The sequence below is a fragment of the Caproicibacterium amylolyticum genome (genome assembly GCF_014467055.1).
Lineage (GTDB): Bacteria > Bacillota > Clostridia > Oscillospirales > Acutalibacteraceae > Caproicibacterium > Caproicibacterium amylolyticum.
On sequence record NZ_CP060696.1, the window covers coordinates 1,670,275 to 1,691,055 of the forward strand.

Consider the following 20,781-nt stretch of genomic DNA (forward strand, 5'->3'; position numbering starts at 1 on the left):
TATTGCAGCTAAAATAAGCGGTTCCGCTTCAATATGTTGCTCAATAAGCAGAATAGGGGATAATGTGGGGAGAATTACCCCTGCATTATCCCTACTAATTGCCTTGTCCCGACAATATTGATAGCTCGTTTCATGTTATAGACTAAAAAATGCAATAAAGATTCAGTCCTTACATTTTCTGTCCTTCTGGTCAGAAAATATGAGAACCCCATAGCTCTTTTGACTGTTCCCCAAGGATGTTCTACCGTTTGTTTCCGTATTTTATACATATCAGCGAACTGCTTGGTTCTCTTGTCAACTTCATCGGCTATACGTTGGAATGGTCTGTCCTGTATCGTTCTTCCTTTTTTACCGTTACTGCATTTCTCCCTTACGGGGCAATGGGAGCACGCTTCATAGTTTTGATACCGTTTGACGTCCGTTTCCTGTGTGTATTCCTTTCTGTGATGATACGCCTTTAGCAAATGGCCCTGCGGGCAGATATATCCGTCTTGGGTTGCGTCATATCTGAATTCAGTTTTCCCATACTCTTTCGTCGCAGCCATAAAGGAATTATCAGCTTTTGAAACAATAGGGATGATATTGTCTTCCTTACACTTTGCAAACTGTGAAGCCGAATAATAACCTTTATCAGCGATTGCGGTAATTGATTCAACGCCCAATTCTTCTTTGGCCTGTAAGGCGATACTGTGGAACTGTCCTTTGTCAACCGGTTCGCTGGTAACATCCACAGCTACAACCAGATGATTCTTATCATCAACGGCAATCTGCACATTATGGCATATGTCGCAGCCTTTGTTACTGACCTTCATCATTCTGGAGTCCGGATCAGTCTTATAAATTGTGCCGTTTCCTTTTACCTGTTGCTTCAATTCTTCAAGTTCAGCCAGCCTTTTATTGATGCCTTCGATTTTTTCTTCAATTTCTGCTCGGCTCAGTTTGGGCGTAATGCTGTCGCTTTCCTGTTCATCACAGCTATCCAGCAATATTAAATACTGCTCGACTGTCTTGTTGTAGTGCTCAATCTTTCTTTCAATCTTTTTCTCGCTGTGGTACGCGAGCCGGCTGTTGCTGGCTCTGAATTTACTGCCATCCACGGCAACCATTTCTTTTCCAATCAGGCCCAACTCATCGCATATCATGCTGAACTTATGAAAAGCCAGCTTGATTTGTTTTTTATTGTCCTTCCTGAAATCTGCTATTGTTTTGAAATCGGGCTTTAAGCCGTTAATCAGCCACATGACTTCAATATTCCGATAACATTCCCGCTCAATTTTCCGAGACGAACGGATTCCGTTAAAGTAGCTGTACGCATACAGCTTAAACATGTCTACCGGATTATATGGCTTTCTGCCGGTTTCCTTCGTCACCGAATATGTAAATCCAATGGACGGAATATTCATTTTATCAACTATGGCATCAATGGCCCTAACTTCAGAATCAGGGGAAATCATGTCATCCATGCACATAAGCATCAGATTCATCTGGTCTCGATTGTCAACACTTTTGTATCGCTCCATTCTATCCAGCCCCCCTAATTCCTGCTTCCTTTATTATACCATTATTTGTCTTCGTCCTAAAGCCATTTTTCGTTTTCACACAGCCTCAAACATAGTGAGGAGTGCCGGCTTTCCGGTGATTTTACTTCCCAGAGAGGTCAAATGGGCAAAAATCTTAGCAATTGAAATCGGCAGGATTGTTTTAACTTCTTTTACACCACTTGCGCTGCTGATATAGCGGAACATATCCCTCATGGAAACACAGACGTTCCCCATTATATAGCCCTCTCCCTTGCGGCCGTTATCACAGCAGCTGATAACACCGTCCGCCAGATCACGCACATCCACTGCGTTGAAACTGCCTGCTACGCCGCCGGGCATTCTGCCGTTCACGTAGTCTATGACAAAGGTGGAAACTGGTCCGTAAGCGAAGTCGTCAGGACCACAGATTCCCGTCGGAAATACGATAGATGCATCTAATCCTTTTTTATGAACTGCGTCCATAACAATTTGGGAAGCCAATGCTTTTGTTTTTCCATAATGCCCGACAATGCCGTCTGCGGTAAAGTGGCTTACTTCGGTAATTTTTTGTCCGTTTGGAAGTTCGGGGATAGCGCTCGTGGAACTAACATAAGCGAGCTTTTTAACCTTGTGCTCCAGACACTTGTCCACCATATTTTGCGTTCCGCCAACGTTAACTTCATAAAGTTTTTCGCTGTAATCACCGGAAACCGTTACAATGCTCGCGCAATGAATTACGATAACCTCTGTACCGTCTTCAACTGTAAAAAACCGTTCCAGCGACGCCGTATCTGTGACGTCTCCAATTACGATTTCTACTTCCTTTGGCACTCGTTCTGCCGCAGGGTCCCCTTTTAAGACTAAAGCACGAATCCTTGCACCTTTTTCTAGCAGCTGACTGCAAACACTGCTACCAAGATTTCCTGCTGCGCCGGTTACTAAATAGATTCTATTTTTCATGTTTATATCTCCTTCTTCGTCACTTGCACCCTATCTTTTATTATGGTTAAAGTGTATTTACCTAACGTAAACTAATCGTAAAGTTTTAAGCAAATTGAATATGTAGCGGGTTCTTACCATGCGTTTTATTTCTTCATAGGGCTCCATCCGGATGCGACACAGCCGCCGTCACAAATGATATCCGCTCCAGTCAGGTAACCTGCCTTATCGCTGGCGCAAAAAGCTATAAGGTTTGCAATTTCCTCTACTTTACCCGGACGCTTAATTGCGCAGTAATTGATAAATTCGTCCGCTTCATTTTTTTCAAGTTTACCCATCGGCGTTTCAAAGGTTCCCGGTGTAATTGAAACCACTCTAATTCCTTTTTTGCCAAACTTAGCGGCGTCGGTTTTAGCATACCAGATCACAAAATGCTTGGAGATTCCGTATGCCATGCTCGATCTTAATTGTTTGGGAAAAAGATTTACCCTTGCCATCATCTTTTTCATAAATTTATCTTTGTTTATTCTGCTGTACTTGTATCTCCTCTTTGGCATAACGATTTCCGGAGTCAGGTAGGCTGACATGGATGAGATATCAATCAGGCAGGAACCTTCATCCATAACTTCATAAAAGGCTTCGTTTACATTAATTGTGCCTAAGGCATTGACTTCCATGACCTTTTTACCATCACCCATATGCGGGGACAGACCTGCTGCATGGATGACGGAAGATATTTTGCCTAATTCTCTGGCATGTACAGCCAGCTTGTCCACCGATGCTCGATTTGAGATATCACAGGCAAATGCTTCTGCTTCAATTCCTTTCGATTTTAGTTCTTCAATAGCGTTTTTAAGTTTTATTGGATCTATATTAAATAAGTGGACACCTGAAGTAACTATCAATTATAATTAAGTAGACACCCAAAAGGAGGCACTTACTCATGTCCACTGGTAAAACCGGAACCCGATATGACGAAGATTTCAAACGAACTCTCGTCAACCTTTATCAATCTGGCGGCAAATCACAAGCAGCACTCTGTAAAGAGTATGGCGTTTCTATCACCGCACTTGGCCGTTGGATTAAACAATACTCAATCGTCGAAACGGATGATGGCGAAATACTAACTGCTAAGCAGGTCAAAGACCTCCAAAAGCGTAATGCTCAGCTTGAGGAGGAACTCCTTATACTAAAAAAAGCGATTGCCATCTTCACGCCACACTCAAACAACGATTAGAAGCTATTCATAAGCTCCGTTTCCAACACAATATCAAGCTCCTTTGTAAGGTTCTTGGCGTTAATCGAAGTACTTACTATAAGCATTACAACACCGAACCGGCTGATCGTACAAAAGACAATCAAACGATTGCAAAGCTTATTCTTAAAATCTACGCAGATTATAACAAACGTCTTGGAGCTTACAAGATTACCTATGTTCTCCAGCGTGATTATGGCATTAACATCAGTGTCGGACGAGTGTACCGACTGATGAGGACTCTAAAACTTCCACGGATGTCCACCGAAAAACCTTATAAAAATTATAAGCATCGGGACAACGGCGAGTGTACCAACCACCTTCACCAGGAGTTCAATCAGCAAACTCCAAACATTGTCTGGGCAAGTGATTTCACATACATCAAAGTTGCCGGCAAATGGTATTATCTTTGTATTGTAATGGATTTATTTTCTTGCAAAGTCATCTCCTGGAACATATCAGGCAAGCCAGATGTCGACCTCGTCATGACTGCGTTCAAAAAAGCTTATGATAGAAGAAACTGCCCTTCTGGACTTATGTTTCATTCTGATCGAGGATCTCAGTATACTGCTTTTTCATTTCGACAGCTTCTAGATTCTCTTAATGTTGTGCAATCATTTTCCAAAAAGGGCTATCCTTTTGATAATGCTTGCTGTGAAAGTTTCTTCAAATATCTAAAAAAAGAAGAAACCAACAGGAAAGCTTATCACTCCCTACAGGAATTACAGTTGTCCATATTCCAATATATTGAAGGATACTATAACTCAAGAAGGCCTCATGGCTCTCTTCGAATGCTAACACCTAACGAGAAAGAAGAACTGTTCTGGAATCAGGCTTAATTCCTGTTTCCAGTATGTTTTCCCTAATTATTGTGTCTACTTACTTGACTATAGTTCAACTTTACCTCCTGATTTCAATACTACTTTACCGCTATGTTTATAAAATAATCCAGTAGTGAAAACTAAACGTAAACTTTTATAATTTGGTTAATTGTAAATAGGTGCAGAAGAACGTGGAGCAATTCAGAGATTGAAACGAATTGGACTTTCAAATCGAGCGATTGCTCGAGAGATAAACTGCAGCCCATCAACTGTGGGTTATGAGCTAAGGCGGGGAACACCAGAATACTCTGGGAGAGGGCGCAGACCCCGCTACTCTGCAAAGCGCAGGGCGGCAGTATATCGAGCCAATCGAGTGCGTTGCCGCCGCCCCAAAAGACATCTTGCAAATAGTTCTTTTCTTCGCTGGGCGGTAGAGAAAATCACCGCACATAATTGGTCGTTCGACACCTGCGTAGGCCGTGCAAGGCTATTGAAGCGGTTTGCGGGACAACAACATTCCTTGCACAAAAACGTTGTATAACCTACTCTGGAATGGTGACTTGCCTGTAACGCCGTTTCAGCTTCCAGAGGCGCTAAGCAGGCGACAACATGGCAAGCCACGTATTTCTAAACGCTTAAACGGCAAAAGTATCGACCTTCGGCCTGCGGAAGTGGCAAAAAGAGTTCAATTTGGCCATTGGGAGTCCGACACAGTCCTTGGGCGAAAAAAGAAGGTTGAACCAGCGACGTTCACGATTGTGGAACGCCTGACGAGGTACTATCTCACCATTCGCATTTCGGGAAAAACTGCGCAGGGTGTTGCCAATGCAATGCGGCAACTGTACCATGAATTTGGAAAGAATTTGGAAATTCGCACAATCACTACCGATAACGGCAGCGAGTTCGCCGCATTTTCTGAGATGGAGGCCTACGGTACACAGGTATATTTTGCGCATCCATATTCCTCTTGGGAGCGCCCGGTCAATGAACGCAGCAATCGAATTCTCCGTCGTTTTATACCCAAGGGAAAATCCATGAGAAACTACACCGATGACCAAATTCTCATGTTCTCGGATGAAATCAATGCTATGCCCAGAAAGCGGCTGAGTTATCGCACTCCTGAGGAGTTATTCGAAGAATACCTCGACCAAATTTACAAGATTTAATCCCGGAGTACTTTATTCTGTGAAAGTGTTCAATTTGTTATTGCAATTTTCGATTTTTACCTTTTATTTAAAAAGTAACTAAATATTATATATTTCTCCTTCAAAAATTGCAAAGCGACAGCTTATTAAAAATGCTGTCGCTTTGCATGAATTTTTAAGTTTTGTCTTTTAGAAGCGGCGCCAACAAAATTGGCTGCAGCTGTCTGCCGTCCAGCGCAGCTTCCACCGCCTTAGGCAACAGCGAAAAATCCGCCACCACAGAGGAGGGCTTTTTCTCAGAATCATCCTGCCGAAAAGGTGTAAAGTATATATGCTTTACGTTTAGCAGGTGACCGATGTTCTGTGCGGAAGCCGCAAGCGCATCATTAGTAGCGATATGCAGCAGCACCGGTCGCTGCACCCGCAGATTGGATTTTACTGCCATTGTGACACACGTATCTGTTATACCGTTTGCAAGTTTCGCAAGCGTATTTCCCGTACAAGGTGCAACAACCATCAGGTCTACCATCTTTTTAGGACCGATTGGTTCCGCGCCAGTGATCGTCTGAATCGCCGGTCGGCCTGTGATATCCTCGATCTCCCATAAAAAGTCAGATGCACGGCCAAAGCGTGTATCGGTACTGCAGGCTGTTTCACTCATTACCGGCACAATTTCGTAACCTGCGTCCCGCAAAATACGCATCTGCTGAATGGCTTTATCAAACGTACAAAAGGAGCCGCACATGGCAAACCCCAGAACTGCTTTTCCCACCTCGTTCACTCCTTCATCATTTCGTAAACGGTTTGCTTAATGATTTCCCCTGCTGCCCGCGGTGCAACCTTTGCCGGTAATGAAAAAGCATGCACTGCACAGATACCCAGTTTTTTCGCCGCCTCCATATCCACCCCACCGGGTGCAGAAGAAAGATCAATCAGCAGAGTTCCGCGCGGATAAACAGACAGTACCCTGCGTGTAAACAGCACAGCCGGCACTGTGTTAAACAAAATATCATAGTCCCCGCCGTCCTCCAGTTTAGTAATAGGAACCGCATGACAGCCTATTGCTTCGATAGCGGCTGCAACTTCTGAGCGCCGTGCCGTAACGGAAACCTCTGCCCCGAGCGCACGCAGGCGCGGCGCAAGCTGGCTGCCAATACGCCCAAATCCAGCAAGCAGGCACCGACTGCCGCAAATAGTACCCGGGTACTCCCGCATAGCACACTCAATGGCACCTTCAGCGGTCACAGCCGCGTTGCGCAGGGCGAAATCTTCACGGGCATAATAGTCCTTGATATCCACTTCCTCAAGCTGTGGGCAGGCTGCCAGTGCTTTGCCAATCATTCCGCCGAACACCCTGTGTCCAGCAAGCAGCTGGGCAAAATCTTCGTTTAAAACAATGGGATGATTACTGTACTCTGCCTTTACGGCTGCTCCATCTGTGGTTACCGGCAGCGGCAGCAGCAGTACTGTGCACGCGGATACAGTTTTGCGCAAGTCTGCTTTCTGTACATCCTCGCTGAAATCCGCATTTTCAAACCCGCTTGCATACACGGTAAACCCATCCTCGGCAATGGATTCTGCAAGTGCCAGCTGGCGACGGTCCCCGCCGATAACACCAAAGCTGCTGCGATCTATCATCATAGCTGATTACCTCCAAAATTCATGTACCATACTATGGAAAACCGAGAAATGTTGTGCTTTGCAGGCACAATAAATTGCCGCTAATTTACAGGTATATCTTGCATTCGTACTGAAAAATGTTTATGATAAGTAATGGCGTTTCAAAATGAAACGAAATCTGCGCTGTTCTGGCGTTTTCCAAATAAAAGGAGCTGTTCTTATGAACGATATTTTATCCCGTGTCAAGAAAGTACACTTTGTCGGTATCGGCGGCAGCGGTATGTGCCCCATCGCAGAGATTCTGATTCACCGTGGGTTTGAAGTCTCCGGTTCTGATAATGCCGAGTCTGACACACTGCAGCGCATTAAGTCCTACGGCATCCCAGTTTACATGGGGCAGCGTGCTGAAAATGTGCAGGGTAAGGAACTGGTCGTTTATTCCGCCGCCATTAAAGCCGACAACCCGGAGCTTGTCGCCGCAAAGGAACTGAGCATCCCCTGTGTGGAGCGCAGCGTCATGCTGGGCATGGTCACCAGCCGTTACCCCAAAAGCATTTGCGTTTCCGGTACGCACGGCAAAACTACTACCACCGGTCTCATCACTTCTATTTTGATTGATGCCGGTACCGATCCCTCTGCGGTCATTGGCGGCAAGCTGCCCAGCATTGGCACGAACGGCCGGGCCGGTTCTTCCGATAAAATCGTTGTAGAGTCCTGCGAATATGTAGATACATTTCTGCAGTTGCATCCCTACCTTGCGGTTATCCTGAACATTGATTCCGACCATCTGGATTACTTCAAGAACCTGGAAAACATCATTCAATCTTTCCGGCAGTTTGCAAAGCAGACCTCCAGTGTTTTAGTCGTCAACGGTGATGACAGCAACACCATGAAAGCCATTGACGGTTTGACCCACGCAAAAATCATTACGTTTGGTAAGGGAGAAGCCTGCAGCTACCGTGCTGTGAACATTTCTGACACCAAAGAAGCGCGTGAAAACTTTGACGTCATGAAAGATGGCAAGATTCTTTGCAATGTTACACTTTCCATACCGGGCAAGCACAACATTTACAATGCTCTGGCTGCTTTTGCGGTCTGCGACTTTATGGGCATCTCCACCGAGCAGCTGACAAAGAGCCTGCATGCTTTCACAGGTGTTCATCGCCGCTTTGAAATGCTCGGCAAATATGAGGGCATTACGATTGCTGATGACTTTGCACATCATCCCACAGAGCTGACTGCTACCCTGACTGCCGCCATGCAGATGGGCTTTCATGAAGTCTGGACGATTTTTCAGCCGCATACCTACAGCCGTACCGCGCTGCTATTAGATGACTTCGCAAAAGCACTGACGATTCCCGACCATGCCATTGTTTCCGAAATCCTCGCAGTACGCGAAACCAACACCTACAACGTTTATGCGGAAGACCTTGTAAAAAAGGTACCCGGCGCGGTTTACCGCAAGACTTTTCCCGAAATTGCTGATTATGTAATGGAACATGTAAAACCCGGCGACCTAATACTGACTATGGGCGGCGGCAACATTTATCAGTGTGCAAACCTGATTGTTGACCGCTACAAAGCCCGCGCAAAATAAATTTCCCTATACTATGCAAAAAGCTGCTGCAATGCTAATAAACATTGCAGCAGCTTTTATTTTCGGTAATACAAAATTGCTTTCCGCCGCTTTCTCAAAAAGCGACCGCAGTGTGGCGCGCGCAGCGCCACGACTCCTGTCCTTGACCTTTACTGGTAAGAGGTGGGCTGCAAACCCAGGGTCTTGAACTTGTAATAATTTTGTCGATTGCTATAAATTCTTTAATAAACCGCGCTAAGTGGATTAATAATACCGTACTCCTTATTTTCAGCGTCATCCATAAAACTGATAGCCTTACCGGCACCCAGTGCAACGCAGATATCCGCATCCTCCGCAATATGAACCGGCATTTTTACTTTGTCTGCAAGGTATTCACTTAGACCGAACAGCTTAGCCGAACCGCCGGTCATAACAACGCCGTCCACATAAACATCGCCCAGAAGCTCAGGCGGCGTTTTTTCCAACATTTCCTGCAGAATGTGTGCAATTTCAGCAGCCGGATCAAGCATCGGCGCAACCAGTTCTTCACTCGTTACATCGACCCATGCGGGCAGACCTGTATTGGCATCCCGACCTTTGATGCGGCACGCCAAAGGTTCCGGACGCTGCAGCACGCCGCCGACCGCGACTTTGCAGCTTTCCGCCATGCGGTCACCGATAATTAAATCATATTTGTTGCGTACATAACGAATAATTGCCTGGTCAAATGCAAAACCTGCTACTTTGATGGAACGTGCGATGGACAGACCGCCCAAAGAGATAACACCCATATCTGTTGCACCCGCACCAACGTCAATTACCAGTGAGCCATGCGGATTGGCAACGTCCACGCCGGCACCCATAGCCGCCGCCACCGGTTCATCGATGGAATAAACGCGGCGCACACGCGCACGACTGACGGAATTAACGATAGCGCGGCGCTCCACGCCGGTAATCTGGCACGGCAGACTAACTACCGCACGCGGCATTACGTGCGTGTGCATCAGCTTGCTTCCGCCCAACTGCTGAATGTAATAATTCACCAAATAGCGTGCAAGCTCAAAATTTGAAATAACGCCCATTGTCAGCGGATGAATCACTTTGATTTTATCACTGGTGCGCCCCAGCATGGCAAAAGCATCGCTGCCAACCGCCAGCACCTCATCACTATCCGCACGAACCGCAACCACTGACGGCTCGTTTACAACCATGCCCTTGCCCTCAACGTAGATTTTGACCGCGTATGTACCAAGGTCGATTGCTATATCGGTACCGAGCACATAATCACATCCAATCTGTAAAATAAATCGCTCTGCTATGCGAATCCTGCTGTTAATGGCCTGTCCCAGTACAAGGTGCCAACTGCAGGAAGAAACCTTCTCACATTTTTGCCGTACAGTTTATTATAATATAATCTACTGCTATTTTCAATCCTTATCTGTCGCCGGCTGCGCTTCTGCAGCTGCCACGCAGATTACCTGTTCCGCGCCCATGCGAAAAAGTTCCTCCGCACAGACAGACAAAGTCGCACCAGTCGTAACAATATCGTCTACCAAAAGGATTCGCTTGCCTGCCGCATTTGGCAAAGCTGCATACGCGCCCTGCACATTTTCATAGCGTTCTTCCGCGGAAAGCAGATGCTGTACGCGGTTACGCCGTATCTTGCGCAGCAAACGACCGTAGGGAACTTCAAGCTTTTGTGCCGCCGTTTTAGCCAACAACTCACTCTGGTTGTAACCGCGCCGCATTCTGTGCCAGCGTGTCATTGGAACCGCTGTGACACAGTCAAAGGCAAAGTCTGCGCAGGATTCTTTTAGAAGTATTGCCAGCTGATTCCCCAAAAATACACCAACGGAGGGTTCATCTCCAAACTTGAACCGAAGCATTGCATCCCGTACCTTATCCTTGTATGGATAAATTGTATAGCAGGGCAGCGTCAGTTCATCTGCACAGAAAAGTTCCTTTCTATGCAAGATAGGCTGAACATTTGTGCAGTCGCTGCAAGTCTGCTCACCGTGCCGAATGACCTCACCGCAGAACGGACACCGTGGCGGGAAAAAAATGTCTGCCAGTCCAGATAAATCATGCGTTTTCATCGAAAATTGCCTCACCGGTCAGAAATTCCCGCAAACCAGAATAGCGGCGTGTACGGCGATTGTTTTCAACCATCATACGTACAGTCTGTTGTGTGCCAACCAGAATCAGCAGCTTTTTTGCGCGCGTAATCGCTGTATAAAATAAATTTCGATAATACAGCGGGCGCGGACCCGGATACATCGGCATAACTACCGCTGGAAACTCACTGCCCTGACTTTTGTGAACGGTCAGCGCATAGGCAAGTTCCAATTCTGCAGCAGTTTCCAACTCATAGGTTATCACTTTGTCATCCATATCCACCGTCAGCGCAGAAGCGGCTTTGTCAATTTCCCGAATGATGCCGATGTCGCCGTTGTAAACACCTTCACCGATCGTACCGTCACTTTTCTCCCAACTAAGGGTATAGTTGTTCTTGGTTTGCATCACTTTGTCGCCTTCGCGGAAAAGACGGCTATTGATTTTAATTTCCTTTTTCCCTGCGGCGTGCGGGTTCAGCACACCCTGCAGCACGGTATTCAGCTGTACCGTACCCAACTCCCCTTTGCGGCTGGGCGACAGCACCTGTATATCCGTCATAGGCGAAAACTCATAAGTAGCAGGCAAACGTTTGCTGCAAAGCTCCTGTATGGTCTGTGAGATTTGGGTGGGTTCCGTACGCTGCATGAAAAAGAAATCATTTTTGCAGTCATTAAGTACCGGAATTTCTCCAGCAATGATTTTGTGTGCATTGGTAACAATCAAACTTTGCATACTTTGGCGAAAAATGTGGCGCAGCTGCACCACTGGCAGCATTTCAGACGCAATTAAATCTCCCAGCACATTGCCGGGGCCAACGCTCGGCAACTGGTCGCAGTCCCCCACCAGCACCAGCCGGCAGCCCATGGGCAGCGCCCGCAGCAGCGCTTCAAAAAGGCAGATGTCCACCATGGAAAGTTCGTCGATAATCAGCGCGTCACACTCCAGCGGCTTCTGCTCATTGCGGGCAAAAACAGGACTGTCCGTTTCGTCCCATTCCACCTGCAGCAGGCGGTGCAGGGTTTTTGCTTCCTCACCGGTCAGCTCGCTCATACGTTTTGCGGCACGTCCGGTCGGCGCTGCCAGCAAAACCTTTTCACCCTTTTTCTGCAAAATACGAATGATAGCATCCAGTGTCGTTGTCTTGCCTGTACCTGGGCCGCCGGTCAGCACCAACAGGCCGTGCGAAAGTGCCGCCAAAATAGCTTCCTTCTGCTCCGGTGCATATGCAATTCCAAGTTCCGCTTCAAATTTGTCTACCGCTTGCTCCGCATCTGGAATCGGCTGGCTGGGGTACTCCATCATCATTTGCAGACGTGCAGCAGAAAAAACTTCTGCATGGTACAGGCGCGGCAGGTAAACCACCCGACGGTCATGAATCGTGCAGGCAACAACGCTGGCCTCATGCTCCAGTTCATCATAGCTTTCATGCACCTGTTCCGGTTGAATGCCCAACATAGAAGCGGCGGTAGCCAGCAGCTTATCCTGCGGCAGATACGTATGACCGTTATTGACATTGTGCTGCAAAACATACAGAATTCCCGCCCGCACCCTGCACGGGTCATCTGCCGGATGTTCCAGTGTTTCCGCAATCGCATCCGCCCGCTGAAAACCGAGGTCTACATCCTCCACACACAAGCAATACGGATCCTGCCGCACCTGTGTGACCGATTCCGGGCCATAAACACGATAAACCCGCACAGCTTCTTCTGGGGTTACTCCAAATTCCTTCAGACCAAGAATCACTTCACGAATACCGAGTTTTTGGCGATACTCCTCTGCAATCTGCTGTGCTTTCCGTTTCGAAATGCCGCTTATCTGTGAAAGCCTGTCCGGTTCCTTTTCCAAGATTTCAAGCGAATGTTCCCCGAAGGTTTCTACAACCCGCTTTGCCATAGCACGCCCGATTCCTTTAATTGCACCGGAGGAAAGGTACAGCAAAATTGCTTCGGAAGTTGTGGGCTGCATCCGTTCGTAAATCTGCGCGCTGAACTGCCGCCCAAAAGATGGATGCTCGGTCCATGTACCGACAACGTGGAGCTCGTCCCCTGGCTCGGCAGTGGGCAGGGAGCCGACCACAGTTGTCAGCTCCTCCCCATTATTCAGTTCCAGAACGGTATACCCATTCTTTTCGTTTCGGAACGTGATTCGTTCCACAGTACCTGCCATTTCCAACAGCGTTTGCTCTTCCATTTACACTTACCCCCGGCCTGTTCCCGCACATATGTGCGTCTTACTCTGTTTCAGTATACCGCACTTTTTCCATGTTTGCAAATACTTCTCCGCTGCAAATAGAAGTACCCGGCTTACCATGCAAAAAAAGCGTGCACAGACGCTTGGTGTCGCTGTCCATGCCTTCATCCACCACCAGCAGCTCTTTCTGTGCGAAGCCCTCTGCTTCACGCAGGTTATCCCTCGCGCAGCGAAGTTCATACTCTACATCCTCCTGGTGGCCGGAAAGATGCAGCACCAGCACCAGTGTTCCCTTTTTCCCGCCGGTGCGGTAGAGAATGTGCATCAGCCACTGCATTAGGCTGCACAGCCCGACCACTGCCAGCAAAACAATTATCACCTGACCCGCAGCCATAAAAAATCACCTCTTTACAATGTATGCAAAGAGGTGATGGATGCGCACAAATTTATTGAATTGAAAGAAAATAAACTTTTAGCCCGTACACCAAAAGTTCCGCCCGCCCTTTCAAGGGCGGTAGGTGTGGGCAAAGCCCACGGCCTTGGCTCTTGACCTTAAAGCCCCTTACTGTAATACAAAAAAAGGTACATAGCAGCGCTCCCCTGCGGCTGCGAAGCCACGCCGCAAAAAAGCTATCCTGCAGGCTCCCAAGCCCGCGAACTCTTCTGAAGATTAAGGGCTTTACGGGCAAGAGCAGGCCATGGGCGCCGCCCACATCCGCAGCCTTGTGAACAAGGCTGGCGAAAACTTTATCGTATAGACTAATTAATTCAGCGCTTTTTTCAGTTCATCAACGCGGTCGGTCTTCTCCCAGGAAACGCCCAGGTCTTCACGGCCCATCTGACCATAGCTTGCAAGCTTGCGGTAAATCGGCTTGCGCAGGTCAAGGGTACGGATAATTGCAGCCGGACGCAGGTCAAAGACCTTTTCCACAGCAGCTGCCAACTGGTCATTGGTGTACTTGGAAGTACCGAAAGAATCCACCATGATGGATACCGGGCGAGCAACGCCGATTGCATAGGCAAGCTGTACTTCACACTTCTTTGCAAGGCCTGCGGCTACAATATTCTTTGCAACCCAGCGTGCCGCGTAAGCAGCAGAACGGTCAACCTTTGTCGGGTCTTTGCCGGAGAAAGCACCACCGCCGTGACGGCCGTACCCGCCGTATGTATCGACAATGATTTTACGGCCGGTCAGTCCGGAATCGCCGACAGGGCCGCCAATTACAAAGCGTCCGGTCGGGTTCACATAGTATTTCGTGTTTTCATCCAGCCATTTCGCAGGAATCGTTGTCTTAATGACTTTTTCAATCATATCCTTGCGAATCTGCTCCAACGTAACATCTTCATCGTGCTGGGTAGAAAGAACAACTGCTTCTACACGAACCGGTGTGTCACCATCGTATTCAATGGTAACCTGTGTTTTTCCATCAGGACGCAGGTAAGAAATGCTGCCGTCTTTACGCACCGCGGCCAGCTTCTTGGAAAGCTTGTGAGCCAGAGAAATTGCCAGCGGCATTTTTTCTTCTGTCTCGTCACAGGCAAAGCCAAACATCATGCCCTGATCGCCTGCGCCAATGAGGTCATCCGCGTCAGAAGCACCGTTTTTTACTTCATAGGACTCGTTGACACCCATGGCGATATCCGGTGACTGTGCATCAATGGAAGTCAGAACACCGCAGGTATTGCCGTCAAAACCGTAAGATGGATTGTTGTATCCAATGTCATTCACAACACTGCGCACGATTGCAGGAATATCCACATAGCATTCGGTAGAAATTTCGCCCATTACATGAACAACACCCGTGCAGGCGGTTACTTCGCAGGCAACGTGTGCATTCGGGTCTTTTGCAATGATGTCATCCAAAATCGCGTCAGAAATCTGGTCGCAGACCTTGTCGGGATGTCCTTCTGTAACGGACTCAGAAGTAAAGAAATGTTTTGCCATTTGTTAGAACCTCCTAAATTAATTACCCGGTAAAATGAGCAACAAAAAAAGCACGACCCGGTGAAATGCGGACAGCGCTTTATCTTTCGATACCTCATCTATCGGCTTCACCGCAGGATTTGGCACCTTACTTTCGTAGGTTGCCGGACATCATAGGGCCTGTTCCCTCCGTCACTCTTGATAAGGGGTGATAATATTAAGTTTTGCTACAGTCAGCAGTATAGCATAAAAACACAAAAAGAGTAAATAAACAAAATCAAGAAATTGTCAAAAATCGCGACAAATTATTCTGTTTACTCAAATTCTCACTTCACACGTCCATGTAAAATCGGGCTGACGTATTTATACAGCAGAAATGTAATCAGCGAAACCAGAACTGCCTTAATCAGATTCAGCGGTGTTGTTGCCAGCAGAACAAAAGTTGTAAGGTCTGTGATACCGCTGTTTACGGAAGTACCCATCTGAATCAGCGACGCCATCGGCAGGTGAAATGCTGTGGCATAAACTGGCAGCAGAACGAACGCATTAATCAGCGCACCCACAACAGCCATCACTACAGTTCCCACACCCATGCCAATCAGCGCTGTTTTGCGGTTCTTGTGCATACGGTAAATCATTGACGCTGGCACCACCAGTGCGCAGCCAAACAAGAAGTTTGCAAATTCGCCAATACCGGCGGTCTGGGTTCCACCGCCAAGAATCATGTGCAGAATTACTTTGATTGCTTCAATGACTGCCGCCGCAGCCGGCCCCAAAGCAAAGCCGCCCAACATGACCGGCACTTCGCTGAAATCCAGTTTGTAAAACGGCGGCAAAAACGGCAGCGGAAACTCAAATATCATTACCACAGCCGCCAGCGCGCCAAGCACACCAATTACTGCAATGCTGCGCACATTTGTCAATTTTGCTTTTTTCAGGGTAGTTGTTTCACTCGCCATAGTTTCTCCTTCTGAGACATGGAATGGATTTAAAAACGCCCCGGTGCATAAAATTACACCGGGGCGTAGATTATTCCACATCTTCTACCATCCGGACTTTAACCGTTGGCTCCGGAATCTGACCGGAATCTGCGGCTGACAACCGCTCGCGGGCTAACAGCAAAGCTGCATTACCGCCGGTGGGGAATTTCACCCCGCCCCGAAGAATTATTCAATTACAAGTAACAGTATATGCGATTCTGCATCCGCTGTCAAGTCCAGTCCTGATATTTTTGCGGAATACTCTGATTCACGACTTTTTTTGCATAGCCGGGTGTAAACTCACCATCCGTTTTTTCCCATGTCCGGCTTTGCTGTGCCATATAATCTGTTAAATTTTTCAGCATCTGCACGTGAATGTTTTTTCCCTCTGTTTCATAATAGGTAACAGTTGGTTTAAATTTCATGTCAGAAAATTTTACTTTTCCGTTTGCATTCTTCTCATATGTAACCGTCAGCTGACCGCCAATCAGATTCTGTGAATTTTCCTGTGTTGAAATTAGGTTGCCGAATGCATACATAACCGGACAAACAGCCCCGTCACTTTTTCTAGGCAACATCGTCCTCTGCTGAAGGACCATAGATGGTTTGCAATACCGTTCCACTATTGTGCACTTAACAATATAACAGAAAAAGGCAAATAAGCAATAAAAAAAGCCCCGCCTTTTCAGGCAGGACTTCTTATTTAACCAAATTACTCGTTAATCGTGGAAACAACGCCAGAGCCAACAGTGTGGCCGCCCTCACGAATGGAGAAGCGAAGACCTTCCTCGATAGCGATAGGAGCAATCAGCTCAACGTTCATTTCAACGTTATCGCCAGGCATGCACATCTCAGTGCCTTCCGGCAAAGTGATAACACCTGTTACGTCAGTTGTACGGAAGTAGAACTGAGGACGATAGTTATTGAAGAACGGAGTATGACGACCGCCTTCATCCTTAGTCAAAACGTAAACCTGACCCTTGAATTTTGTGTGCGGATGAATTGTGCCGGGCTTGGACAGAACCTGTCCACGCTCGATGTCTTCACGCTGAATACCACGGAGCAGAACGCCCACGTTATCGCCAGCCTGAGCAAAGTCCAGAGTCTTACGGAACATCTCCAGGCCGGTGATAACGCTCTTCTTGCGCTCGTCGGTCAGGCCGATGATTTCGATTTCTTCGCCAACCTTAGCTGTACCACGCTCAACACGGCCGGTAGCAACTGTACCACGGCCAGTAATTGTGAATACATCCTCAACAGGCATCAGGAAGGGCTGGTCAGCCTTACGGTCAGGAGTCGGGATATAGCTGTCAACAGCTGCCATCAAGTCAAGAATCGGCTTGTACTCAGGAGCGTTAATATCAGTAGAAGTGGATTCCAGAGCCTTCAGAGCAGAGCCACGGATAATCGGAGTGTCATCGCCCGGGAAGTCGTATTCGTTCAGCAGGTCGCGAATTTCCATCTCGACCAGATCAAGCAGCTCAGGATCATCAACCTGATCGCACTTGTTCATGAATACAACGATATAAGGCACGCCAACCTGACGGGAGAGCAGGATATGCTCACGAGTCTGAGGCATCGGGCCATCAGCAGCGGAAACAACCAGAATAGCGCCGTCCATCTGAGCAGCACCGGTAATCATGTTCTTGACATAGTCAGCATGGCCGGGGCAGTCAACATGAGCGTAGTGACGGCTTGCAGTCTGATACTCAACATGAGCGGTATTAATGGTAATGCCGCGCTCACGCTCTTCAGGAGCGGAGTCGATGTTGGAGTAATCTTTGAACTCTGCATCGCCATCAAAGCTGAGCACCTTGGTGATAGCAGCGGTCAGAGTAGTTTTACCATGGTCAACGTGACCGATGGTGCCAATGTTTACATGAGGCTTGGATCTGTCGAATTTTTCCTTAGCCATTGGAAGTTCCTCCTTTATTTTTCAATCGTTTTTCCCTGTTAAGAATGCAAATATATTTTAACAAGATTACAGGGAAAAATCAAGCAGAATTTGAGATTACTCGTCCTTTTTCGTACGGGCGGTAATAATCTTGTCAGCGATATTCTTCGGCACTTCAGCATAGTGGTCAGGTTCCATTGTAAACTGGCCACGGCCCTGTGTCTTAGAACGCATGTCGGTTGCATAGCCGAACATTTCAGAAAGCGGAACCATAGCATGAATCTGCTGTGCGCCATGGATAGCATCCATGCCTTCAATCATGCCGCGGCGGGAGTTCAGGTCACCGATAACGTCGCCCATATACTCATCCGGTACCGTAACAGTAACCTTCATGATCGGCTCCATGATGACCGGATCAGCCTTGCGCATAGCATCCTTAAATGCCATAGAACCGGCAATCTTAAATGCCATTTCAGAGGAGTCAACTTCATGATAAGAGCCATCATACAGTTCAACTTTGACATCAACAACGTTGTAGCCAGCTACTACGCCGCTGAGCATTGCACCCTGAATACCAGTATCAACAGCAGGAATATATTCCTTCGGGATAGAGCCGCCAACTGTAACGTTGTCGAACTCATAGCCCTCACCCGGGTTCGGGAAAATACGAATCTTAACATGACCGTACTGACCTTTACCACCGGACTGACGTACATACTTGCAGTCAACATCGGAAGGCTTGCGGATTGTCTCTTTATAAGCAACCTGCGGCTTACCAACATTTGCTTCCACGTGGAATTCACGCATCAAACGGTCAACGATGATTTCCAAGTGCAGTTCGCCCATGCCGGCGATGATGGTCTGGCCTGTTTCCTCATCGGTGTAAGCCTTGAAAGTCGGATCTTCTTCAGCCAGCTTTGCCAGAGCGATTGTCATCTTCTCCTGGCCAGCTTTCGTCTTCGGCTCAATGGCAACACGGATAACAGGATCCGGGAACTCCATGGATTCCAGAATAACCGGATGCTTTTCATCACAGAGTGTATCACCAGTCGTTGTATTCTTCACACCGATAGCAGCAGCGATATCGCCTGCATAAACGGTTTCCAAATCCTGACGATGGTTTGCATGCATCTGCAGAATACGGCCGATACGTTCGTCACAATCCTTTGTGGAGTTGTAAACAGTATCGCCGGCATTCATTTTACCGGAATAAACGCGGAAGTAGCACAACTTACCAACAAACGGATCAGTTGCAATCTTAAATGCAAGAGCCGAGAAAGGCTCTTCATCAGATGCATGGCGGTCTTCTTCCTCACCAGTATCCACATTTGTACCGCGGATAGCCGGGATGTCGGTCGGAGCCGGCATGTAGTCAACAATCGCATCCAGAAGTTTCTGAACACCCTTGTTCTTATAGGAAGTACCGCAGGTAACTACAACCAGCTTGTTGTTAATGGTTGCCTTACGCAGAGTAGCAACAATCTCGTCCTTTGTAATTTCTTCGCCGGAGAGATATTTCTCCATTAAAGCATCGTCCTGCTCAGCAACGTGCTCAATCAGAGAAGTGTGGTACTCTTCTGCCTTTTCACGCATGTCTTCCGGAATTTCTTCCACGCGCATGTCCTTGCCCATTTCATCATAATAGATATCTGCTGTCATGGAAACAAGGTCAATGATACCGCGGAAAGAGTCTTCTGCGCCAACCGGCAGCTGAATCGGCACCGGTGTGCAGTTCAGACGTTCCTTCATCATGTCAATAACATTGTAGAAGTCAGCGCCCATGATATCCATCTTATTGACATACGCCATGCGCGGCACGCCGTATTCCTCAGCCTGACGCCAAACAGTCTCAGACTGCGGCTCAACGCCGCCCTTTGCTGCGAAGACGGTTACAGAACCATCCAGCACACGCAGGGAACGTTCAACTTCAACTGTGAAGTCAACGTGGCCGGGGGTGTCAATAATATTGATACGATAATTTCTGTTCTTATCGGGGTCACCAAAGAACTCGCTGTGAGTCCAAAAGCAGGTCGTTGCAGCGGAAGTAATGGTAATGCCGCGCTCCTGCTCCTGTGCCATCCAGTCCATGGTGGCTGCGCCGTCATGCACTTCACCGATCTTGTGGTTAACACCGGTGTAGTACAGGATACGTTCAGTTGTTGTCGTTTTACCAGCATCGATATGAGCCATGATGCCGATATTACGAGTGTGATCAAGTGATACCTGCCTAGGCATTAATTACCCTCCATTCGTTCTGCAAACGCCTGCAGCATTACCATCTGTAATGTGCAAAAGCTCTGTTTGCTTCAGCCATCTTATGCGTATCATCACGCTTCTTGGCTGCGCCGCCTGTACCGTTAACAGCATCCATAATTTCTCCTGCAAGACGCTCTTTCATGGTACGCTCAGAACGCAAACGGGAATACGCTGTCATCCAGCGCAGGCCCAGAGTCTGCCGACGCTCAGGACGGACTTCCATAGGGACCTGATAGGTTGCACCGCCAACGCGGCGTGCCTTAACTTCCAGAGAAGGCATGACATTTTCCATGGCAGCCTCAAAAACCTCCAGAGGTTCTTTTCCGGTCTTCTCTTTAATAATATCGAAAGCGCCATAAACGATCTTCTGGGCTACGCCCTTCTTACCGTCAATCATGATATTATTCACGAGACGTGTGACTAACTTCGAATTATACAGCGGATCGGGCAGCACGTCCCGCTTCGCAATATTGCCTCTTCTTGGCACTTTACTTCCCTCCTTCACATAAATGATATCATAGGTACTCGAAAATGAATCTTCCCGTC

At 47.6% G+C, this 20,781-nt stretch carries 19 protein-coding genes and 2 riboswitches; of the genes, 4 read left to right on the forward strand and 15 right to left on the reverse strand.

What is annotated here, in order from left to right:
- Window positions 1-74: 74 nt before the first annotated feature.
- From H6X83_RS08000 to H6X83_RS08010, 3 genes are all read right to left on the reverse strand, one after another.
- Window positions 75-1,520: an IS1182 family transposase gene (locus tag H6X83_RS08000; RefSeq protein ID WP_212505977.1), complete on the reverse strand. Its 1,446-nt coding sequence runs from the start codon at window positions 1,518-1,520 to the stop codon at window positions 75-77.
- Between the two features lie 75 nt (window positions 1,521-1,595).
- Window positions 1,596-2,480, reverse strand: a complete 885-nt coding sequence (locus tag H6X83_RS08005; protein ID WP_212505978.1) for an NAD-dependent epimerase/dehydratase family protein — start codon at window positions 2,478-2,480, stop codon at window positions 1,596-1,598.
- A gap of 125 nt (window positions 2,481-2,605) precedes the next feature.
- On the reverse strand, window positions 2,606-3,364 hold the full coding sequence (locus H6X83_RS08010; protein ID WP_212505979.1) for an SDR family oxidoreductase: 759 nt from the start codon (window positions 3,362-3,364) through the stop codon (window positions 2,606-2,608).
- A gap of 38 nt (window positions 3,365-3,402) precedes the next feature.
- Here H6X83_RS08010 and H6X83_RS08015 point away from each other — a divergent pair.
- The 3 genes from H6X83_RS08015 to H6X83_RS08025 all read left to right on the forward strand — a co-directional run bounded on the left by H6X83_RS08015 (window position 3,403) and on the right by H6X83_RS08025 (window position 5,701).
- Window positions 3,403-4,553 (forward strand): IS3 family transposase gene (locus H6X83_RS08015; protein ID WP_246419077.1). Its coding sequence is split into 2 segments (ribosomal slippage): window positions 3,403-3,661 and window positions 3,661-4,553, totalling 1,152 coding nucleotides; the frame shifts between segments, so codons are not numbered across the junction.
- A gap of 190 nt (window positions 4,554-4,743) precedes the next feature.
- Entirely contained in the window at window positions 4,744-5,076 is a 333-nt protein-coding gene (locus tag H6X83_RS14800) for a helix-turn-helix domain-containing protein (protein WP_212505980.1), read from the forward strand.
- A 19-nt stretch (window positions 5,077-5,095) separates the two neighbouring features.
- The gene (locus H6X83_RS08025; RefSeq protein ID WP_246419079.1) at window positions 5,096-5,701 is read left to right on the forward strand and encodes an IS30 family transposase; all 606 of its coding nucleotides are present in this window, start codon (window positions 5,096-5,098) and stop codon (window positions 5,699-5,701) included.
- Between the two features lie 154 nt (window positions 5,702-5,855).
- Here H6X83_RS08025 and H6X83_RS08030 read toward each other — a convergent pair whose 3' ends face one another.
- Together H6X83_RS08030 and H6X83_RS08035 are read right to left on the reverse strand one after the other, a co-directional pair.
- Entirely contained in the window at window positions 5,856-6,452 is a 597-nt protein-coding gene (locus H6X83_RS08030; protein WP_281390882.1) for a dipicolinate synthase subunit B, read from the reverse strand.
- 5 nt (window positions 6,453-6,457) lie between these two features.
- Window positions 6,458-7,321: a dipicolinate synthase subunit DpsA gene (locus H6X83_RS08035; RefSeq protein WP_246419086.1), complete on the reverse strand. Its 864-nt coding sequence runs from the start codon at window positions 7,319-7,321 to the stop codon at window positions 6,458-6,460.
- 199 nt (window positions 7,322-7,520) lie between these two features.
- Between H6X83_RS08035 and murC the strand changes: the two genes are divergently transcribed.
- Entirely contained in the window at window positions 7,521-8,897 is a 1,377-nt protein-coding gene (gene murC, locus H6X83_RS08040) for a UDP-N-acetylmuramate--L-alanine ligase (protein ID WP_212505982.1), read from the forward strand.
- 221 nt (window positions 8,898-9,118) lie between these two features.
- Here murC and mreB read toward each other — a convergent pair whose 3' ends face one another.
- The 10 genes from mreB to rpsG all read right to left on the reverse strand — a co-directional run bounded on the left by mreB (window position 9,119) and on the right by rpsG (window position 20,722).
- Window positions 9,119-10,156, reverse strand: coding sequence for a rod shape-determining protein (gene mreB, locus H6X83_RS08045; protein ID WP_212505983.1), 1,038 nt, complete (start codon window positions 10,154-10,156; stop codon window positions 9,119-9,121).
- Window positions 10,157-10,303: 147 nt separating this feature from the next.
- Complete coding sequence (locus H6X83_RS08050; protein ID WP_212505984.1) at window positions 10,304-10,972, reverse strand: ComF family protein; 669 nt, start codon at window positions 10,970-10,972, stop codon at window positions 10,304-10,306.
- The gene (recD2, locus tag H6X83_RS08055; RefSeq protein ID WP_212505985.1) at window positions 10,959-13,181 is read right to left on the reverse strand and encodes an SF1B family DNA helicase RecD2; all 2,223 of its coding nucleotides are present in this window, start codon (window positions 13,179-13,181) and stop codon (window positions 10,959-10,961) included. Before recD2 ends, H6X83_RS08050 begins: the two co-directional genes overlap by 14 nt.
- Before the next feature lie 40 nt (window positions 13,182-13,221).
- Window positions 13,222-13,575 (reverse strand): hypothetical protein, encoded by a 354-nt coding sequence (locus tag H6X83_RS08060; protein ID WP_212505986.1) that lies wholly within the window; start codon window positions 13,573-13,575, stop codon window positions 13,222-13,224.
- Between the two features lie 369 nt (window positions 13,576-13,944).
- Window positions 13,945-15,126 (reverse strand): methionine adenosyltransferase, encoded by a 1,182-nt coding sequence (metK, locus tag H6X83_RS08065; RefSeq protein ID WP_212505987.1) that lies wholly within the window; start codon window positions 15,124-15,126, stop codon window positions 13,945-13,947.
- 91 nt (window positions 15,127-15,217) lie between these two features.
- A riboswitch (SAM riboswitch) is annotated at window positions 15,218-15,313 on the reverse strand.
- A 118-nt stretch (window positions 15,314-15,431) separates the two neighbouring features.
- A complete protein-coding gene (locus H6X83_RS08070; protein ID WP_212505988.1) occupies window positions 15,432-16,064 on the reverse strand; it encodes an ECF transporter S component in 633 nt (210 codons plus the stop codon).
- A 75-nt stretch (window positions 16,065-16,139) separates the two neighbouring features.
- Window positions 16,140-16,275: riboswitch (FMN riboswitch) on the reverse strand.
- Window positions 16,276-16,315: 40 nt separating this feature from the next.
- Entirely contained in the window at window positions 16,316-16,663 is a 348-nt protein-coding gene (locus H6X83_RS08075; protein WP_212505989.1) for a hypothetical protein, read from the reverse strand.
- Between the two features lie 134 nt (window positions 16,664-16,797).
- Window positions 16,798-18,000: an elongation factor Tu gene (gene tuf / locus H6X83_RS08080; RefSeq protein ID WP_212505990.1), complete on the reverse strand. Its 1,203-nt coding sequence runs from the start codon at window positions 17,998-18,000 to the stop codon at window positions 16,798-16,800.
- Window positions 18,001-18,096: 96 nt separating this feature from the next.
- The gene (gene fusA, locus H6X83_RS08085) at window positions 18,097-20,214 is read right to left on the reverse strand and encodes an elongation factor G (protein WP_212505991.1); all 2,118 of its coding nucleotides are present in this window, start codon (window positions 20,212-20,214) and stop codon (window positions 18,097-18,099) included.
- 37 nt (window positions 20,215-20,251) lie between these two features.
- Entirely contained in the window at window positions 20,252-20,722 is a 471-nt protein-coding gene (rpsG, locus tag H6X83_RS08090) for a 30S ribosomal protein S7 (RefSeq protein WP_212505992.1), read from the reverse strand.
- Between the last annotated feature and the right edge of the window lie 59 nt (window positions 20,723-20,781).